This window comes from Haloarcula sp. 1CSR25-25 (genome assembly GCF_032027985.1).
Classification (GTDB): Archaea; Halobacteriota; Halobacteria; order Halobacteriales; family Haloarculaceae; genus Haloarcula.
Map to the genome: position 1 here is coordinate 128819 of NZ_JAHYBW010000008.1, position 18748 is coordinate 147566.

Annotated in this window: 18 protein-coding genes; 12 read left to right on the forward strand and 6 right to left on the reverse strand. The window is 64.0% G+C overall.

Translation table 11 applies throughout. The features are described 5' to 3' along the window. Positions 1-19 precede the first annotated feature (19 nt). From KZ498_RS19700 to KZ498_RS19710, 3 genes are all read right to left on the reverse strand, one after another. Positions 20-970: an electron transfer flavoprotein subunit alpha/FixB family protein gene (locus KZ498_RS19700; protein WP_312620990.1), complete on the reverse strand. Its 951-nt coding sequence runs from the start codon at positions 968-970 to the stop codon at positions 20-22. Further along, positions 970-1761 (reverse strand): electron transfer flavoprotein subunit beta/FixA family protein, encoded by a 792-nt coding sequence (locus tag KZ498_RS19705; protein ID WP_312620992.1) that lies wholly within the window; start codon positions 1759-1761, stop codon positions 970-972. The genes KZ498_RS19700 and KZ498_RS19705 overlap by 1 nt, the downstream gene beginning before the upstream one ends. 85 nt (positions 1762-1846) lie before the next feature. Further along, on the reverse strand, positions 1847-2944 hold the full coding sequence (locus KZ498_RS19710) for a hypothetical protein (protein WP_312620994.1): 1098 nt from the start codon (positions 2942-2944) through the stop codon (positions 1847-1849). Between the two features lie 154 nt (positions 2945-3098). Between KZ498_RS19710 and KZ498_RS19715 the strand changes: the two genes are divergently transcribed. Beyond that, positions 3099-4331: a hypothetical protein gene (locus KZ498_RS19715; protein WP_312620996.1), complete on the forward strand. Its 1233-nt coding sequence runs from the start codon at positions 3099-3101 to the stop codon at positions 4329-4331. Positions 4332-4562: 231 nt separating this feature from the next. Here KZ498_RS19715 and KZ498_RS19720 read toward each other — a convergent pair whose 3' ends face one another. Continuing rightward, on the reverse strand, positions 4563-5183 hold the full coding sequence (locus KZ498_RS19720; protein WP_312620998.1) for a methyltransferase domain-containing protein: 621 nt from the start codon (positions 5181-5183) through the stop codon (positions 4563-4565). A gap of 115 nt (positions 5184-5298) precedes the next feature. Here KZ498_RS19720 and ahaH point away from each other — a divergent pair, with 115 nt between their 5' ends. The 11 genes from ahaH (at position 5299) to KZ498_RS19775 (ending at position 15600) form a co-directional block, all read left to right on the forward strand. Further along, positions 5299-5631, forward strand: a complete 333-nt coding sequence (gene ahaH, locus KZ498_RS19725; protein ID WP_312621000.1) for an ATP synthase archaeal subunit H — start codon at positions 5299-5301, stop codon at positions 5629-5631. Continuing rightward, positions 5618-7846 (forward strand): V-type ATP synthase subunit I, encoded by a 2229-nt coding sequence (locus KZ498_RS19730; RefSeq protein WP_312621002.1) that lies wholly within the window; start codon positions 5618-5620, stop codon positions 7844-7846. Before ahaH ends, KZ498_RS19730 begins: the two co-directional genes overlap by 14 nt. A gap of 218 nt (positions 7847-8064) precedes the next feature. Continuing rightward, complete coding sequence (locus KZ498_RS19735) at positions 8065-8325, forward strand: F0F1 ATP synthase subunit C (protein ID WP_004518385.1); 261 nt, start codon at positions 8065-8067, stop codon at positions 8323-8325. Between the two features lie 22 nt (positions 8326-8347). Further along, positions 8348-8932 carry a V-type ATP synthase subunit E gene (locus KZ498_RS19740; protein ID WP_312621010.1) on the forward strand — a complete coding sequence of 195 codons (585 nt, stop codon included), beginning with the start codon at positions 8348-8350 and terminating at the stop codon, positions 8930-8932. Continuing rightward, complete coding sequence (locus KZ498_RS19745; RefSeq protein ID WP_312621012.1) at positions 8929-10002, forward strand: V-type ATP synthase subunit C; 1074 nt, start codon at positions 8929-8931, stop codon at positions 10000-10002. Before KZ498_RS19740 ends, KZ498_RS19745 begins: the two co-directional genes overlap by 4 nt. Beyond that, positions 9999-10322, forward strand: a complete 324-nt coding sequence (locus KZ498_RS19750) for a V-type ATP synthase subunit F (protein ID WP_312621013.1) — start codon at positions 9999-10001, stop codon at positions 10320-10322. The genes KZ498_RS19745 and KZ498_RS19750 overlap by 4 nt, the downstream gene beginning before the upstream one ends. Before the next feature lie 2 nt (positions 10323-10324). Then, positions 10325-12085, forward strand: coding sequence for an ATP synthase subunit A (locus KZ498_RS19755; protein WP_312621015.1), 1761 nt, complete (start codon positions 10325-10327; stop codon positions 12083-12085). A 2-nt stretch (positions 12086-12087) separates the two neighbouring features. Beyond that, a complete protein-coding gene (locus KZ498_RS19760; protein ID WP_312621017.1) occupies positions 12088-13500 on the forward strand; it encodes an ATP synthase subunit B in 1413 nt (470 codons plus the stop codon). Between the two features lie 94 nt (positions 13501-13594). Further along, a complete protein-coding gene (cop3, locus tag KZ498_RS19765; protein WP_312621019.1) occupies positions 13595-14347 on the forward strand; it encodes a cruxrhodopsin Cop3 in 753 nt (250 codons plus the stop codon). 112 nt (positions 14348-14459) lie between these two features. Then, on the forward strand, positions 14460-15152 hold the full coding sequence (locus KZ498_RS19770; RefSeq protein ID WP_312621021.1) for a V-type ATP synthase subunit D: 693 nt from the start codon (positions 14460-14462) through the stop codon (positions 15150-15152). A 55-nt stretch (positions 15153-15207) separates the two neighbouring features. After that, positions 15208-15600 carry a DUF6276 family protein gene (locus tag KZ498_RS19775; protein WP_312621023.1) on the forward strand — a complete coding sequence of 131 codons (393 nt, stop codon included), beginning with the start codon at positions 15208-15210 and terminating at the stop codon, positions 15598-15600. Positions 15601-15622: 22 nt separating this feature from the next. Here the strand turns inward: KZ498_RS19775 and KZ498_RS19780 are convergent, their stop codons facing one another. Together KZ498_RS19780 and prf1 are read right to left on the reverse strand one after the other, a co-directional pair. After that, the gene (locus tag KZ498_RS19780; RefSeq protein ID WP_312621025.1) at positions 15623-16912 is read right to left on the reverse strand and encodes a hypothetical protein; all 1290 of its coding nucleotides are present in this window, start codon (positions 16910-16912) and stop codon (positions 15623-15625) included. A gap of 112 nt (positions 16913-17024) precedes the next feature. Then, positions 17025-18281, reverse strand: a complete 1257-nt coding sequence (prf1, locus tag KZ498_RS19785; protein WP_312621027.1) for a peptide chain release factor aRF-1 — start codon at positions 18279-18281, stop codon at positions 17025-17027. Between the last annotated feature and the right edge of the window lie 467 nt (positions 18282-18748).

Sequence of the window (18748 nt, forward strand, 5' to 3'; positions counted from 1 at the left end):
GCGATTCGGTGTGTGACGGCTACTGGAACTGTTCGATGAGCGCCGGGACGACCTCGAACAGGTCGTCCTGGATGCCGTAGTCGGCGATGTCGAAGATCGGCGCGTTCGGGTCGGTGTTGATGGCGACAATCGTGTCCGAGCCTTTCATGCCGGCGACGTGCTGGACGGCCCCGGAAATCCCGATGGCGATGTACACGTCCGGCGTGACGACTTTCCCGCTCTGGCCGACCTGCCGGTCTTTCTCCAGCCAGCCGTTGTCGATGAGCGGTCTCGAACCCGACACTGTCGCGTCCAGCGCCTCCGCGAGGTCGTAGATGATGTCTAAGTTCTCCTCCTCCTCGATACCGCGGCCGACGGACACCAGCACGTCGGCGTCGGTGATGTCGACGTCGCCGCTGCCGACCTCTTCGAAGCCTTTCACAGTGGACCTGACCGCGCTCTCGTCGATGGCCGCGTCGAACGCCTCGATGGCGGCGTCCCCCGCTTCTTCGACGGTCGGCCACTCGGCCGGGCGGATGGTCACGGCCGCCTGGTCGGCGTGGACGTCAATCGTCGTCTCGGCTTTCGAGCCGTACAGCTCCCTGGCGACGGTGAGTCCGTCCTCGGCGTCGATGTCGACCACGTCGGTCACGAGCGGCCGGTCCAGCCGGTTGGCGACTGCCGGCGCGTAATCGAGGCCGTTGACGCTGTTGGGCATCAGGAGGACTGTCGGTTCCAGTTCCGTGGCCAGCTGGGTGACGACCTGCGTGTACACGTCGTGGTTGAACTCCTCGCCGATGTCGACGGTGTGGACGACGTCGACGCCCTCGCGGTTCAGTTTCGACCCGAACGACTCGACGTCGCCGCCGATGACGGCGGTGTGTAGCTCGCCGCCGAGTTCGTCGGCGAGGTGGCGACCGACCGCCAGCTGCTCCAGGCTCACTGGCCGGAGCTCTCCGCGCCTGTGTTCGGCGATTGCGAGGACTGACATCAGCTGGTCACCCCCTTCTCTTCGAGCAGCGCAGCGAGCTCGCTGGCCGTCTCCTCGGGACTCCCCTCGAACACCGTCGCCTCACCCTCCGTTTCAGGTTCGTACAGCGCGGTCTGCTCCAGCGGGCTCGCTATCGCGGCCGCGTCGAGGCCGACATCCGCCAGGGCGTACTCGGCGAGTTCCTTGCTCTGGGCCTGCCGGATGCCCCGGAGGCTCGCGTATCGAGGGTCGTTGATCCCGGTCTGTATCGTCAGCACGGCAGGGATCTCGATGTCGGTGAGTTCCTCGACGCCGCCTTCCAGCTCCCGGTGGACGCTGGCGACACCTGCCTCCAGGTCGAGTTCGAGGTCGTTGACGACAGCGCCCCACTCCACGTCGAGCTTATCCGCCAGCGTGACGCCAGTCGCCCCGAACCCGTCGTCGGCGGACTGGACGCCGGTCAACACCAGATCGGGGTCTTCCTCGGCCGCGACGGCGGCAAGCACCTCGGCTTTCGTCTCGGGGTCCAGCAGGCCGGCGTCTTCGAGCGCGTCGTCCCAGACGCGGACCGCGCGGTCGGCCCCCTTCGCCAGCGCCTGCCGGATCGTCTCGTCCGTCTCGGACGGGCCAATGGTGACGGTGACGACCTCGACGTCGTCGTGGGCCTCCTTTATCTGGACGGCCTCCTCGACGGCGTACTCGTCCCACTCGTTGAGGTCGGCTGTGACGTACCGGTCGTCGATTTCGAGTCCGTCGATTTCGAACTCGTCGTCGACGGCTGCCACCTCCTTCACCGTGACAAGGATTTTCATACCCGGCAGTCCGACGGGACAGCGAATAAACGTTTTCGAACCAGAAACCACGCCCGACTCGTTTACATCCGAGCCGCCCGGACCGTCACTCGTCGAAGTCGGTGATGTCCTCGTCCGGGAACGAGATGAGGTTCTCCCGACCAATACGGAGCTTGTCGATACGGCCCTCCTCGTCCATCGACGAGAGCAGCTGGGACACCTTCGCGTTCGACCAACCGGTCTCGGAGACGATCCGGGCCTGTTTCATCCGTCCGCCGTTCTCTTCGAGGAGCCGCTCGACGCGTTCCTCGTCGCTGAGCAGTTCGACGTCGACATCGTCCGAAGCCGCCGTGTCGCTCGCCGACGCTGCCGCCCCGGCACTGCTCTCTCCGCCGTCGTCGGACCCGCCTGCAACCGACGGCAGCCCGTCGGTGTACCCGCTTTTGAACATGTAACCGACGGCACCGACGAGCAGCACCATTAGCACTACCCCGCCGAGCCAAACCGAACTGATGCCGCTGAAAATCGACTCTGGGGTCTGTGCCGGCGTCTGTGTGCTTGGCTGTTCGCCGGTGTACACGACGGACAGATACCCCGGCTCGAACGTCCGCCGTCCCTCGAAGACCAGCTTTCCGTCTTCGACGGCGCTGGGGGCACTCTCGACCCCGTACCCGGGCGGCGGCGAGACGACGAGTCGCTGGTCGGCGGTCAGCGTCCCGAACCACGTGCCGTCCGTGGAGTTGAACGCGTCCCCGACGACGATGTTCTCGCCGTCGACGGTCGCGAAATTCGTCCACGTGAACTCGAGGACGAGCTGTCCCTTCCGGTCGGATACCTCGTACCGCCGGTTGATGGCGGTGATGTCCATCTCGCGGCCGGTGACGGTGCTGGCCTCGTCTTTCGCCTCCCGGAACGCTGGCAACCACACCGCCCCGCCGTCGTCACTCGCGAACTCTTCGCCGGTGTCTCTGAACGCTTCAGTTTCGGTCTCCTCGAGCGCGTAGGTGTCTGTTATCGTCCACCTGGCATCACCGTTTGACTGTATCTGCAGGGCGAACGTCGTGTTCTCGGCGACCGGTGTCGGCGTCCCGGTCGTCTGCTGGGCGGGGACGGCATCCGTCGCTGTCGCTGTCGCAAGCGGCGGGGTCGCCAACAGGGCAAACAGGACAAGGAGGAGGAGGGCACCTGATACCCGCGGGGTCATTCTCGTTCATCGATGCACGTTCTGGGGGCAAAACCCTTTCCATCCAAGAATAAAACGTCAGCGGGCGCTTTGAAAGGTCTCGTGCTCTCTCAGGTGATAGTAGAGATATGGAGAATGGGGGGATTTTTGTACGGTGGGCGAGTATCCAACGCTGATGCGTCCCCTCCCCGCAGTCGGTGTAATCCTCCTCATGGTCGTCTCTGTGGCCGCCCCAGTGGCCGGGTTCGCCCAACCGGCCCAGACCACTGACGGCAGCGGCCAGTTGCCACAGATTACGGTCGTGGACAACACGACGAACCACCTCGCAATCCCGGCCAGCGACGTGCGGTCGACGACGTACAACCGGTCCTCGCTCGACGTCGGCGTCGCGGTTGCGGCCGGGTCCCGCGACCTTCGGAGCGATTACGCGACGACGAACTTCGAACAGCAGTTCTTCCAGCAGGACAGTGTGGCCGCCCGCGACCGCCTCGTCGACGAGACGCTGACCGATATCGAAAGCCAGCGACAGAGCCTGGAACAGCGGCACCGACTCGCAATCCAGCAGTACGCCAGCGGTGCGATATCCGCCACCGAGTTCCTGCGAGAGCGGGCGCTGGTCGACGCCGAGTCCCGTCAGCTGGCCGACCGGCTCGAACGGGTTCGGACGGCCGCCGGCACCGCACCGGGCTACTCGCTGTCACCGGACCAGCGCTTCCGGCTTGAAAACAACAGGGGCGTGCTCAGGACGTACCGCGGCCCGATAAGCAAGCGTATCAGCGCCGAAACCGCTGGCACGACCGAGCCGAACGCGGTGTACGTCGAGGCGTCGTCGGAGGGATACATGCTGTCGACGGTCTCCGATGGCGAATACGTTCGCGAGACGTACCTCGGCCAGGACCGCGACCGGGCGGCGACCGACCAGTTCGCCCAGACCGACGACCCCCTCGGTGCGGTCAACACGCGGGCGGAGAACCTCTACCCGTGGCTCTACAGCGAGCAGTACCCGTCCGTCCAGGCGTACGGCCGGAGCGGAATCTACCAGATACAGGCCGACCACCCGAACGGACAGCTGACCGCCTATCTCGACGGCGGCACGACGAACGTCTTCTATGAGACCCAGCACCTCGAACTGACGACGGTCGACCGGTCGGAGGTGGCGACGAACGTGAACGGGTCGGTTCGCGTCCGCGTCCAGCAGTCCTTCGAGTCGGGACCGCTGCTCGTCACTGTGGCCGACAACAGCACGGGTTCCACGGCGGATGCGACCGTCAGGATCAACGGCAAGCGGATCGGGACGACCGGCGCGGACGGCGCCCTCTGGACGGTCGAACCCCGTGGTGAGTACACGGTTACCGCCACCACACAGGACGGCGACCGAGTACGGGTCCCGGTCAGTGGGTCGGCATAGCGACCCGAGCGGCTACGCCCGCCGCGAATCGGCGGCTGTTACTCGGTCACATTCGCGGTACTTCTGCAACCGCTGTTGCTCGGGCACTTCTGCAATCGTCGTAATGGCGCGCGGACTCCCCGGTCGGGACTGTCAGACCACCTTTTTCCGGTTCGGGTGACCTCCGGTCACCGCTCACCACAAAAACGTGGGCGAAAAAGCGGCCACTCGCTTCGCTCGTGGCCGGAGTGTTTATTCGGGCACTTCTGCAATCGTCGTAATCGCGCGCGGACTGCCTGGTCGGGACTGTTGGATGTGGTGTTCGAACTCCTCGAACCCGGCCTCGGTGAACATCCGGTCGGCCTCCTCCTCGTCGTAAAACAGCATGATAGCGTCGGCCATCTTTTGGAAGACAGTCGAGTTGGGGTAGTCGGGGCCGACGATGAGGACCTTGCCGCCGGGTTTGGTCAGTCGGCGGCACTCGGCGAGGGCGTCGACGGGGTTCGGCCAGTATTCGATGGACCCCGAGGACCACACCGCGTCGAAGGTGTCATCCTTGAACGGGAGTCGCTCGGCGTCGCCGAGATGGTAGCGGACGTCGCCGAACTTGCCGAACTTCTCGTAGGCTTTCGAGAGCTGGTGGGGGCTCTGGTCGAGCCCGTACACCGTATCGACGTGTTCGAGCAGTCCCTCGGTGGCGAAACCGGTGCCACAGCCGACATCGAGGACCATGTCGTCGGGCGAGAGGTCGAGCATCGCGATCGCCTCGTCGCGCATCCGCTCGTCCCAGATGAAGGGGTTGATCTGGTCGTACACCTTCGAGAGGTACTTGTAGAACGTCCGCGCGCGAGCTTTGTTCTCGAGGACTCCCATTACTGCCAGCTTAGGGTTTGGCGGTCATAATTCCCCGGATTTTGGCCCGTCTGTCAGGCGGGGAAACTTCGCAACTACCAAATAGCCGCTCTGGCAACGCTCACGTGATTAGAGAATGCCACGGCCAGAAGTTCTTGACAGGATACAGGAGGCCGAGCAGGAGGCCGACGAGATCGTCGCAGAGGCCGAACAAGACCGCGAGGACCGAATCGCGGAGGCTCGCGAGGAGGCCGAAGAAATCCGCGACTCAGCGCGGGAAGAGGCCGAGGCGGCTGCCGAGGACCGCCTAGAAGCCGCTCGCGAAGAGATCGAGGCCGAGCGCGAGCAGATTATCGAAGACGGTGAGAGCGCTCGCGACGACCTCGAACAGCAGGCCAGTGAACAGATCGACGAGGCAGTCGAATACGTCACAGACCTGTTTGAGGAGGCGGTGCATGCTCAGACCTGAGAAGATGTGCCGCGTCTCGGTGACGGGGTCGAAACGAACGATGGAGGGAACTATCGAGGCCGTCCACGACCTCGATATGCTCCACGTCACCGAGTACGACGGTACCTGGGACGGATTCGACCCGGGGAACTCACTCGACGGAACCAACGAGGTTGCGGACAAGCTCGTCACGGTCCGCTCGCTGCAGTCGATTCTGAACGTCAGCGAGGAGGACGCCGGTCCGACCCGGGTCGTCACCGACGAGGCGATCGAGGAGCAACTCGAAGAAGTTCGCACGGCGGTCAACGAACTCGACGACCGGCGCGACGACGTTCGCGACGAACTCCGGGCCGTCGAGGACCGCATCAACACGATGGCGCCGTTTGTCACACTCGGCATCGACCTCGATCTTCTCCGTGGCTACGACTCGCTGTCAGTCGTCGTCGGCGAGGGTGACAGCGACGAAATCGAAGCCGTCCTCACGGACAGCGACGTCGAGACGTTCGAGCTGTTCACCGAGGACGGTGTCGTCGCCGTGTTCGCACAGGCCGAGGAAGATACCCTGCAGGACGCGCTAGTCGGGGCGACGTTCTCCCGGCTCGAGATCCCGGAGGGCGACGGCGACCCGTCGACGTATCTCGAGGAGCTGGAACACGAGAGACAACAGCTCGAATCGAAGCTCTCGACCGTCGAGGACGAACTCGACGAGCTCCGTCTGGACCACGCCGGGTTCCTGCTTGCGGCCGAGGAGAAACTGGCTATCGAGGCCCAGAAGGGTGAAGCGCCGCTCACCTTCGCGACGACGAAGAACGCCTTCATCGCCGAAGGCTGGCTTCCGGACGAGCGCTACGAGGCGTTCGAACGCGCCGTCTCGAGCGCCGTCGGCGAGGCGGTCGACATCGACAAGATCGAAATCGCCGAGTACGACAGTGACGGGCACGCGGAGTCCCACGAGGAAGTCGAGCGGGAAGGCGGCAGTGGCGGCGAACCGGTCGGTAGTTCCGTCGACGCGCCTGAGCCCGAAAGCGAGCGCCAACCCCAGGAGACTGTCGCCGACGGCGGCATCATCACGATGGGCAGCGACGACCCGCCGGTCATTCAGGACAACCCAAGCGGCGTCCGGCCCTTCGAGGACCTCGTCGAGGTCGTCAATCGGCCGAAGTACGGCGAATTCGACCCGACGGTGGCCTTCTTCCTGACGTTCCCGGCCTTCTTCGGGTTCATGATCGGTGACCTCGGCTACGGCCTGCTGTACCTGGCACTGGGTTACGGACTGTACTCGAAAGTCGACAGCGACGTGATCAAGAGCCTCGGCGGCGTCGCGATGTGGGCCGGTGGGTTCACCGCGCTGTTTGGCGTGCTGTACGGCGAGTTCTTCGGGTTGCACCAGCTCGGGGAGATAGTCTGGGGCGGCAGTCCGCCGATGCACAAGGGACTCCAGCCGACCTACGCCGATTACGCGCTGGCCTGGCTGACTATCAGCCTGCTCGCCGGGACGGTGCATCTGGCCGCGGGCTGGGTATTCGACTTCGTCGAGAACCTGAGTCATAGCCTCTGGGACGCGATCACCGAGAGCGGGTCCTGGCTGCTGATGCTGTTTGGCCTCTGGGCGTGGGTGTTCTCCGGCGCGAACGGCGCAGCGCCTGACTTCCTCTACACCGCTGAGGCAGGCGTCTTCGCCGGGAACCCGTACGCATGGGGCTTTACCGGCCTGCCAGCAATCAACCTCTTTACGATTCCGGGCCTCGGCGCGCCGTTCTCGGCGTGGCTCGTCCTGTTTTTCGCCGGCCTCGTGTTGCTGGCACTCGCCGACCCAATCGAGGTCGTCGAGTTCCTCAACGTGCTGGTGAACGTCCTGTCGTACACCCGACTGGCCGCCGTGCTGCTGGCCAAGGCAGGGATGGCCTTCGTGGTCAACCTGCTGTTCTTCGGCGCGTACTCACACGACGGCGAGTTCCACTTCCTCATCGGGCACGGACCCGAATGGGCGATCTCCGAATACGGCGCGGAAGCGATCATGTTCCCCGGACTCATCCACTCCGGGATCGCCGCCGCGCTGGTCGGGGTCCTCATCCTGGTGATCGGTCACCTGCTCGTGCTGGTACTCGGTATCACTAGCGCCGGACTGCAGGGCGTCCGACTCGAGTACGTGGAGTTCTTCGGCAAGTTCTTCGAGGGCGGCGGGAAGCGGTACAACCCGTTCGGCTACGAGCGCAACTACACGACCGAGGACTGAGCGCGCGCTTCCCTTCTTCCTGGGCTAATAGCGGCTGTTTACCGCTGGTTTCGCCCACTGAATCGAGGGTGCTGACTGCTACACGCTCACAACCGACTACAGCTGAGCCCCTAAACCGCCCGAACAGCACGCTGACGAACCGCTTTGGGAAGCTTTATGAACTACGTGGATTCACATACGCCTGTTCGGACACGAGCAATTCCAGAGACTACACATCCATGATCGAAACCATCGCACTCCTTGTCAACGCAGTACTGCAGGAAGGTACCGCCAGTGCTCCAGCTATTCCGGCTTCGGCCGGCGCAGCGCTCGCCGTCGGACTCGCCGCGCTCGGTTCGGGGTATGCGGAACGTGGGATCGGGGCCGCCGCAGTCGGCGCAATCGCAGAGGACGAGAGCATGTTCGGCCGCGGGCTCATCCTGACAGTCCTGCCGGAAACGCTCGTCATTCTCGCGCTTGTCGTCGTCTTCGTCGTCTAACAACACTCCGCCTTTTCCAATAATGAGCCTTCAAACAGTCGTAGAGGATATCCGCGACGAGGCCCGCGCGCGTGCTCAGGAGATTAGCGACGAGGCCGACGAACGTGCCGAGGAGATTATCGCCGACGCCGAGGCCGACGCCGAGCAGATCCGCGAGGAACGCGAGGCCGAGGTCGAGCGGACCATCGAGCAGGAGCGAGAGCAGCGGCTCTCCTCCGCGAAGCTCGAGGCCAAGCAGGCACGACTCAACGCCCGGCGTGACATCCTCGAAGACGTTCACGGTGACGTAGAGGACGCGCTTGCGGCCCTCGAAGGGGACAGACGGGAGGAACTGACACGCGCACTGCTTGACGCCGCTGTCGATGAATTCGACGACAGCGACGAGCTGTCGGTGTATGGCCGTGCGTCTGACCAGTCGCTTCTCGAGGATGTACTCGAAGACTACGACGGCGCGACGTACGCCGGTGAGCGGGACTGCCTCGGCGGTGTCGTCGTCGAGAGCAGCGAGTCACGAGTCCGTGTGAACAACACGTTCGATTCCATCCTCGAGGACGTCTGGGAGGACAACCTGAAAGCAATCAGCGACCGCCTGTTCGAAGACCAATGAGTTCGCGAACGGGAACGAGCGGCCAGGGAAGCAACTACGAGTACGTCATCGCACGAGTTCGCGCCCGCAGCGCGTCGCTGTTCGACGATGACGACTACCGGAAGCTGGTCCGCATGGGGACGGGCGAAATCGCCCGCTTCATGGAGGAAACGGAGTACGAGACCGAGATGAACGCGCTCGGCTCTCGGTTCTCCGGCGTCGACCTCGTCGAGTACGCGCTGAACCGGAACCTCGCGAAACACTTCGACGACTTGCTTCGCTGGTCAGAGGGGGCGCTGTACGACTACATCGCCCGCTACCTGCGGAAGTTCGACGTGTGGAACGTCAAGACCGTCATCCGCGGGCTCTACTCCGACGCCGAACGGACCGAGGTCGAGGACGACCTCATCCGGGCCGGCGAGTTCAGCGAACGGCGCGTCGAGGACCTGCTGAACGCCGGCTCTATCGAGGAAGTCGTCGAGCAACTCGACGATACAATCTTCGGTGACACGCTGGCAGAAGCGTTCGACGTGTACGAGGAAAGCGGCGTCCTCGTGCCGCTGGAGAACGCGCTCGACCGCGCGTTCTACGAAACGCTGCTGTCGGGGCTTCCGGACAACCCGGAGATCGACAGCCCGACCGGACTGTACGTCGAGTTCCTGGAGACGGAAGTCGACTTCCGAAACCTCCGGAACGCCCTCCGGTTGGCCCACAGTGGCGCGGACATCGACCCATCAGAGTACTTCATCGAGGGCGGGAAGCTGTTCGACGAGCAGGAGATCGCACAGCTGTCGACGAACCTCGACCAGCTGGTCAGCGCCGTCCGCGAGAGCAAATACGGCGACGACCTCGACCAGGCGCTGTCGGCGCTTGAGGAGGCCGACAACCTCATCGACTTCGAGCGGGCGCTGGACGCGGCGCTGCTCGAATACGCCGACCGGCTCTCGAACCGCTATCCGCTGTCGGTCTGTCCGGTGTTGGCCTACGTCCTCAAAAAGGAGCGCGAGGTCGACAACATCCGGGCTATCGCCCGCGGTCGTGAGGCCGGGCTCGGCCCCGACGAAATCGAACAGGAGCTGGTGAACCTATGAGCCAGGAAATCGGTGTCATCGGGAGCCCGGATTTCACGACGGGCTTTCGGCTGGCGGGCGTCCGCAAGTTCGCGGACGTGCCCGCCGAGGAGAAGGACGAACAGCTCGACGACGCCGTCGAGGAGATGCTGAACGACGACGACATCGGTATCGTCGTGATGCACGACGACGACCTGTCGCATCTCTCACGCGGTGTCAGGCAGGACGCGGAGACCAGTGTCGAGCCGGTGATGGTCACGCTCGGCGGCGGCACTGGGAGCGGCGGACTGCGTGAGCAGATCAAGCGAGCCATCGGGATCGACCTGATGGACGAGGACTAACCATGAGTCAAGCAACAGACACAGACGTCCGCGAGGACGGCATTATCGAAAGCGTCTCGGGACCGGTCGTAACGGCTCGAGACCTCGACGCCCGGATGAACGACGTCGTCTACGTCGGTTCGGAAGGGCTGATGGGCGAGGTCATCGAGATCGAAGGAAACATCACCACGATTCAGGTGTACGAGGAGACCTCCGGCGTCTCCCCCGGCGAACCCGTCGAAGGGACGGGTTCGCCCCTCTCCGTGGACCTCGGGCCGGGCATGCTCGACGCCATCTACGACGGTGTCCAGCGCCCGCTCGACGTGCTCGAAGAGAAGATGGGGTCGGCGTTCCTCGACCGCGGTGTCGACGCACCGGGCATCGACCTGGAGAAGACCTGGTCGTTCACCCCTGAAGTCGAGGAAGGCGACGAGGTCGAGGCCGGCGACATCATCGGCACCGTCCCCGAGACGCCGAGCATCGACCACAAGGTGATGGTCCCGCCCGACTCCGACGGCGGCGAGGTCGTCGCCATCGAGTCAGGCAACTTCACGGTCGAAGAGACCGTCGTCGAACTGGACAGCGGTGAGGAGATTCAGATGCACCAGGAGTGGCCGGTGCGCCAGCAGCGCCCGACCGTCGACAAGGAGACGCCGACGGAACCGCTCATCTCCGGCCAGCGCGTACTCGACGGCCTGTTCCCGATTGCGAAGGGCGGGACGGCCGCCATTCCCGGACCCTTCGGCTCCGGGAAGACGGTCACCCAGCACCAGCTCGCCAAGTGGGCCGACGCGGACATCGTCGTCTACGTCGGCTGTGGCGAACGTGGCAACGAGATGACCGAGGTCATCGAGGACTTCCCGGAACTGGAGGACCCGACCACCGGCAACGCGCTGATGGACCGGACCTGCCTCATCGCAAACACGTCGAACATGCCCGTCGCGGCACGCGAATCCTGCGTGTACACGGGAATCACCATTGCGGAGTACTTCCGCGACATGGGGTACGACGTGGCGCTGATGGCCGACTCCACCTCCCGGTGGGCCGAGGCTATGCGTGAAATCTCCTCGCGTCTCGAAGAGATGCCCGGCGAGGAGGGGTACCCCGCGTACCTCTCCGCTCGCCTGAGCGAGTTCTACGAGCGCGCCGGCTTCTTCGAGAACATCAACGGCACCGAGGGCTCCGTGTCGGTCATCGGGGCCGTCTCGCCGCCGGGCGGGGACTTCTCGGAGCCGGTCACCCAGAACACGCTGCGTATCGTCAAGACGTTCTGGGCGCTCGACGCGGACCTGGCCGAACGCCGGCACTTCCCCTCTATCAACTGGAACGAGTCGTACTCGCTGTATCGCGACCAGCTCGACCCGTGGTTCGTCGAGAACGTCCGGGACGACTGGCCGGAGACGCGCCAGTGGGCCATCGACACGCTGGACGAGGAGGCGGAACTACAGGAGATCGTCCAGCTCGTCGGCAAGGACGCGCTGCCGGAGGACCAGCAGCTGACGCTCGAGATTGCCCGCTACCTTCGCGAGGCGTGGCTCCAGCAGAACGCCTTCCACGACGTCGACACCTTCTGTGAGCCCGAGAAGACCTACCGCATCATGGACGCCGCCAAGACGTACAACGATGCGGCCTTCGAGGCGCTCGACGCTGGTGTCCCCGTCGAGGAGATCACCGACATCGACGCCGCACCGCGGCTCAACCGTATCGGCGTGCAGGAAGACTACAACGAGTACATCGACGACCTCGAAGACGAAATCGAGTCACAGCTCAGGGAGCTGTACTAACAATGAAAGAGTATCAGACAATCACGGAGATCAGCGGACCGCTGGTGTTCGTCGAGACCGACGAACCGGTCGGCTACGACGACATCGTCGAAATCGAGCTCAGCGACGGCGAGATCCGCCGTGGCCAGGTGCTCGAATCCGCGAGCGACTACGTCGCCATCCAGGTGTTCGAGGGAACCGAAGGTATCGACCGCAACGCCTCGGTTCGCTTCCTCGGCGAGACGATGAAGATGCCTGTCACCGAGGACCTCCTCGGACGGGTGATGGACGGGACCGGCCAGCCTATCGACGGCGGCCCGGAAATCGTCCCCGACGAGCGCCGCGACATCGTCGGCGAGGCGATCAACCCCTACTCCCGGGAGTACCCCGAGGAGTTCATCCAGACGGGCGTCTCGGCCATCGACGGCATGAACACGCTCGTCCGCGGTCAGAAGCTACCGATCTTCTCCGCCTCCGGCCTGCCACACAACGACCTGGCGCTACAGATCGCGCGACAGGCGTCCGTGCCGGAAGAGGAGGAGGGCGAGGACGACGAGGGGTCGGAGTTCGCAGTCATCTTCGGCGCGATGGGTATCACGGCCGAAGAGGCAAACGAGTTCATGGACGACTTCGAGCGCACCGGCGCGCTGGAACGCTCGGTCGTCTTCATGAACCTCGCGGACGACCCGGCCGTCGAGCGGACGATCACGCCGCGGCTGGCGCTGACCACCGCCGAGTACCTCGCCTTCGAGAAGGACTACCACGTCCTGGTCATCCTGACGGACATGACCAACTACTGCGAGGCGCTGCGCGAGATCGGTGCCGCGCGTGAGGAGGTCCCGGGCCGGCGTGGCTACCCCGGATACATGTACACCGACCTGGCACAGCTCTACGAGCGTGCCGGTCGAATTCAGGGCCGCGACGGTTCCGTAACCCAGATCCCGATCCTGACGATGCCGGGCGACGACGACACGCATCCGATTCCGGACCTGACCGGCTACATTACCGAAGGCCAGATCTACATCGACCGCGACCTCAACAGCCAGGGCATCACGCCGCCGATCAACGTCCTGCCGTCGCTGTCGCGGCTGATGGACGACGGTATCGGTGAGGGACTGACCCGCGCCGACCACGCCGACGTGAAAGACCAGATCTTCGCCGCCTACGCGGAAGGTGAGGACCTGCGCGACCTCGTGAACATCGTCGGTCGCGAGGCACTGTCGGAACTGGACAACAAGTATCTGGACTTCGCCGACCGCTTCGAGGAGGAGTTCGTCGACCAGGGGACCGACACGGCCCGCAGTATCGACGAGACGCTCGAACTCGGCTGGGACCTGCTCTCGATGCTCCCGAAGGATGCGCTGAACCGCATCGACGAGGACCTCATCGAGGAGCACTACCGCGAGGACGAGACCGCCGAAGCCGTCGAGGCCTGACGGCACGGCTTGCTTTCTCCGGCAGCCCGCGTTCGATACCATATATTTTGGGTATGCGACTGTTTACGGTTGACCGCCTACACTAGCATGCACTATGCCAGCACCAGGGAGCGAAGGAATATGGTTGTGGTTAGGTACAGCGGGCATGTTCCTCGGCATGCTATACTTCATCGCGCGCGGTTGGGGCGAAACCAGTGACAGGCGCCAGAAGTTCTACATCGCGACAATACTTATCACGGCAATCGCGTTCGTGAATTACCTCGCGATGGCGCTTGGCTTCGGGTTGACAATCGTCGAGATCGCCGGGGAAGAACGCCCCATCTACTGGGCGCGATACAGTGACTGGTTGTTCACGACGCCGTTGCTGCTGTACGACCTCGGGCTGCTTGCCGGGGCAGACCGTAACACCATTAGCTCGCTCGTCAGCCTCGACGTGCTGATGATCGGTACCGGTCTGGTCGCGACGCTGAGCGCAGGAAGTGGCGTGCTGTCGGCCGGCGCGGAACGGCTGGTCTGGTGGGGTATCAGTACCGCCTTCCTGCTGGTCCTGCTGTACTTCCTGTTCAGCTCGCTGTCCGGCCGGGTCGCAGACCTGCCCAGTGACACGCGTAGCACCTTCAAGACGTTACGCAATCTCGTGACCGTCGTGTGGCTCGTCTACCCGGTCTGGTGGCTCGTCGGTACCGAGGGAATCGGCCTCGTCGGTATCGGCATCGAGACGGCCGGCTTCATGGTCATCGACCTGGTCGCGAAGGTCGGGTTCGGTATCATCCTGCTCCGGAGCCACAGCGTGCTCGACGGCGCTGCGGAGACGACCAGTACCGGCGCGACGGCCACGGCCGACTAACAAACCACTGCCGTTCGACGACCCCGTTTTTTTGACGCCAGCCCGATAGCCGCGGTGCTCGCGCCGAAATAACTGGAAACCGTTAACTGCCTACGCCGAAAAAAGGGCCGTAATGGCTAAGGACGTCAAACCCACGCGCAAGAATCTGATGCAGATCGAGGACCGCATCGAGCTGTCCGAGCGTGGGCACGACACGCTGGAGAAGAAGCGTGACGGCCTCATCATGGAGTTCATGGACATCCTGGACCAGGCTCAGGACGTCCGTGACGACCTCGACGGTTCCTACGAGCGGGCCCAGCGCGCGATTAACATGGCCCGGGCGATGGAGGGCGACGTGGCCGTCCGCGGGGCCGCCGCAGCACTGAAAGAACACCCCGAACTGACGACCCAGTCCAAGAACATCATGGGCGTCGTCGTCCCGCAGATCGAGTCAAGCAAGGTCCGGAAGTCCCTGGACGAACGCGGGTACGGCGTCATGGGGACCTCGGCCCGAATCGACGAGGCCGCCGAGGCCTACGAGGAACTGCTCGAGAACATCATCCTCGCCGCCGAGGTCGAGACGGCGATGAAGAAGATGCTCGAAGAGATCGAGACGACCAAGCGCCGCGTCAACGCCCTCGAGTTCAAACTCCTGCCCGACCTCTACGACAACGAGGAGTACATCGAGCAGAAACTCGAAGAGCAAGAGCGCGAGGAGATCTTCCGCATGAAGAAGATCAAAGCCAAGAAGGAAGAAGAAGAAGACGCGCTTGCGGCCGCAGAGGAAGCCGAAGAAGAGCCAGAGCCGGTCACTGCTGACGACTGAGCGGGGTGTACGTCCCGACCGGTATCGTTTTTGCGCTTTCCCGTTGTCCTTGAGTATGTCCTGTCCCGACTGCGGTGGCGACCTCGTCTCGTTCCCGGTCCCGGCCGACCTCCAGCAGTTGCTCCCCGGAAACGCACCGGGGGCCAGCGTCTGCCGGTCCTGTTTAGCCCTCCAACCGGAGACGGAGCCGCCCGCCGCTGCTCCGGATTTCACGAGTCTCGCCGGTGCGATTCCCGACGACGACTGTGCAGCGGTCCCGCTGGTGTTGCTCGTCGGGCTGCTCGATTCGCTCGCGATGCACCGCGAAGAGATCACCGCGCTGCTGGAGCGAGTCGAGCGCGAGGGCGTCGACCCGCTGCTGGTGCTTGACCGTCTCGACGCCAGTTTCGGCGAGGCGGCCCACGTCGACCTCGGCCGCCGTCGTCGGCAACTCGAACAGTTGCTGTAGCCTCCTCGCTCGCAAGCCGGTCTTACGGCGGGCTGGCGTTCGGGTCTTCGACCGCGGTGGCCCAGTCCTCCAGCCACTCGCGGAGGTCGCTGTTGGGGACGTTGAGCGAGTGGGTGTTCTCGGGCAGGCTTGGGAAGCCACCGGCGTCGTCCTCGTCGGCGACCCAGTAGTCGTACGGCGAGTCCAACTCGTCGGTGCCGGCCCGATTGCGGATTTCCTCGACGATACGCTCGTCGTGGGCCGTCCGGTCGGCGGGTCGTGCGCCTGCGTTGGCGAGGTTGTGGGCCTCGACGTCGTCGGACGGCATCGCGTCGAGTCCGTCGGGCCAGACCGGCCGCGAGTCAAGTTCGTTGTTGCCGTCGTACTTCGGTGTACCGGGGTCGAGGGCTGGCTCCGCGACAGTGTTGTCCTCGAAATATGCGTTGCCGCCCTCGAATACCCTGTCGCTCGTGTCGATCTGGCCGAGATACGCGTTGCCGACGAAACTCGCCCTCGTGTCGCCGTCCATGTTGCTCCCGCCGTCGAAGAAGTAGGCGAGGTTGTTGACGACGGCAGAGCGCGTCCCGTCTTTCAGTCGTGGCGTCCGGCGCTGAATCTTCGCCCAGACGTTGCCGGCGAGGGTCACGTCGTCGGCGTCGTCGCCGACGAGAGTCCCGTAGTGGTGTTCCGACCGGTTCCCGTGCGGACTGTACAGCCCCTCGTAGATGAGGTTGTTCGTGAACGTCGTGTCGCTGGTCCGGTAGCCGACGGACATGCACTCGTCGGTCCCCCACGCGGCGGTGACGTGGTCGATGACGTTGTTCTGGGTCGCGAAGGCCGTGTTGACCGAATCCTTGCCCTGGATGGTGTTGTCCGAGCCCGACCCGATGCGGGACCGGACGTGTTGGATAATACAGTTGTCACCGCTTATCTGGAGGCGGCCGTCGACGAACGTAATCCCGGGCGAGGGGGCGGTCTGGCCGGCAACCCAGCAGTTGTCTGCCTGTATCTTCAGCGGCGACCCGTTCAGGTCGATCGTGCCGCTGGTTTCGAACACGACGACGCGTGCCCCGCTCCCACTGATGGCCGCCTCGACAGCATCGCGTGTCGGTTCTGTGACTGTCCTGACCGAGACATCGTCGTCGAGCCACGGCGCAGGGTCGGCAAACCCCGAATCGAGACCGAACTGCGACGTTGCAGGACCGCTGGGTCCTTGCTTCTCTTCCGGTTTTTCGGCCTGTGCTGTCGTACTCAGAACCACCGTGCCGACACACCCTGTAGCTACCGACCGCAAGAACGTGCGTCTGGTGTTCATCACTGCATTGTCTTTCATGCCACCTCATCTGGACGAGGCCCGACATTTATAATCGCGTAGATAATTTCCAGGTAGAACGCCTTACCGCTGTATAATTACAACTTACCAGCTTTCTTGAAAATCAGACGGCTCACACGCCCGTCGAGTAGCGCAGCAGGCCCGCGACGCCGCCGAAGGCGGTCAGCAGCTGTTCGCCCTTCTCGAAGTCCGTCGAGATGAACACCGTCTCGGTGCCGCGCTGGTCGGCCAGTTCCATCAGGTGGTCGATAGCGTCATCGCGCTCGCCGTCCTTGGCGTCGACGGTCGCGCCACAGCGCGAGCACTCGTGGTCCTCGGTTCCGGCGTTGCTGTTGATGAGGTCGTACTCGTCGTGGCCGTTCTCGCAGGTGTAGGCGACGACGTCCTTCCGGAGGTCCTCGGAGATGAGCAGCTGCTCGACGGCTCCCATGTTGAGGTTCTGCCGAGTCTGGTCGAAGCCGTAGGTGGCCTTGTCCCCGTTGTGGAGCTGTTTGAAGAAGTCCTCCATGAGCTCCTTGTCCCGGAGCATCTCGTGTTCGGCCAGCACCTCGTCGGCCGCGTCGACGAGGTCGTACAGCCCTGACTCGTCGGTGTAGGCCACGTCGAACTTCCCGAGCACCATGTCCTGGAGCTCGTGGTGGAGGTAGTCGCCGTCGAGGAACTCGTCTTTGGTCGGCGAGGGTCCGCCGACGAGGATGCCGTCCAGGTCGTGGCGGTCGGCGACGAACAGGTCGTTGGCCATGCCGGCGACCTCCTGGTAGAAGTTGTCGATGGCTTCCAGCCGAAGGCGAGCGAACCGCTGGGCGGACTGGCCACCTTTCCGCTGTTTGCCCGGCACCAGCGAGGAGGCGGACTTGACAGGCTCGACCCGTTTGCCCTTCAGCCAGCCGACGTTGGCCTCGCGCCGGTCGAGCACGATGAGGCCGAACAGCCCTTTGTCGGCCAGCATGTGCTCCAGTGGCTCGGTGAGGAACTCCGAATCACAGTGGTAGCGGAACGATTCGATTGGGTCCGGCGGCGACTCGAGCGCCTTCGTCACCATGTCGGTCCGGCCGCCGCCGGTGTCGAACGCCCCCGAGAACAGCACCAGGCCGTTCTCCGGCGGCGTGTTGTCGTAGTATCGGAGCCGGTCCTTGATAGAGGTGAGCGCGTCCTGGACCGCCGTGCGGGTGTCTTTCGATTTGATGTTGGCGGCCTCGGAGTGCTCCTGGGTGACGTGGGCGACGACGTCGCTGATCTGCTTGTCCTCGGGCACGTAGATAGAGACGAGTTGGGTTCCCGAGCCCTGGTACCCCTTGAGTTCCTCTATGACCTTCCGGAACTCGTATTTCTGCTTGTCAGATTGCTCCTGTTCCTGCTGCTCGCTCATTACTCTGTGTTGGCCGAGGTGGCGTAAGAACCTGTTGACAGGGAGCGAAGGGCGCGCGAAGCGCGGCCTTCGGGTGAGCGAGCGGGGAGGTACGACCCGCGAGTAGCGAGAGCCCGAGCGAAGCGAGGGGTCTCGAACCGGACCGGCGACCGGCAGGAGCCGTGGAGGTTGTGCGATTCGAGCGAAGCGAGAATCGCAGGATGGGCGAGCGGGGATACGACCCGCGAGCACCGAGGGGCGCGAACGGAGTGAGTCCTCGAACCGGAACGGCGACGACAGGAGCCGTGAGCAGCGCGAGTCCGAGCGAAGCGGGGGGTCTCGGACTGGAATTCCGAGTCCGTGGAATCGGTCGACCGGCGTGACACGCGTCTGACTGGACCGGTCGTCGAAACGGCTATTCAGGGCGTCACCCGTCCCTTAGCGGTCCGGCAATTGACAGTCGCATTTATATGACTGCCTGCATTGTA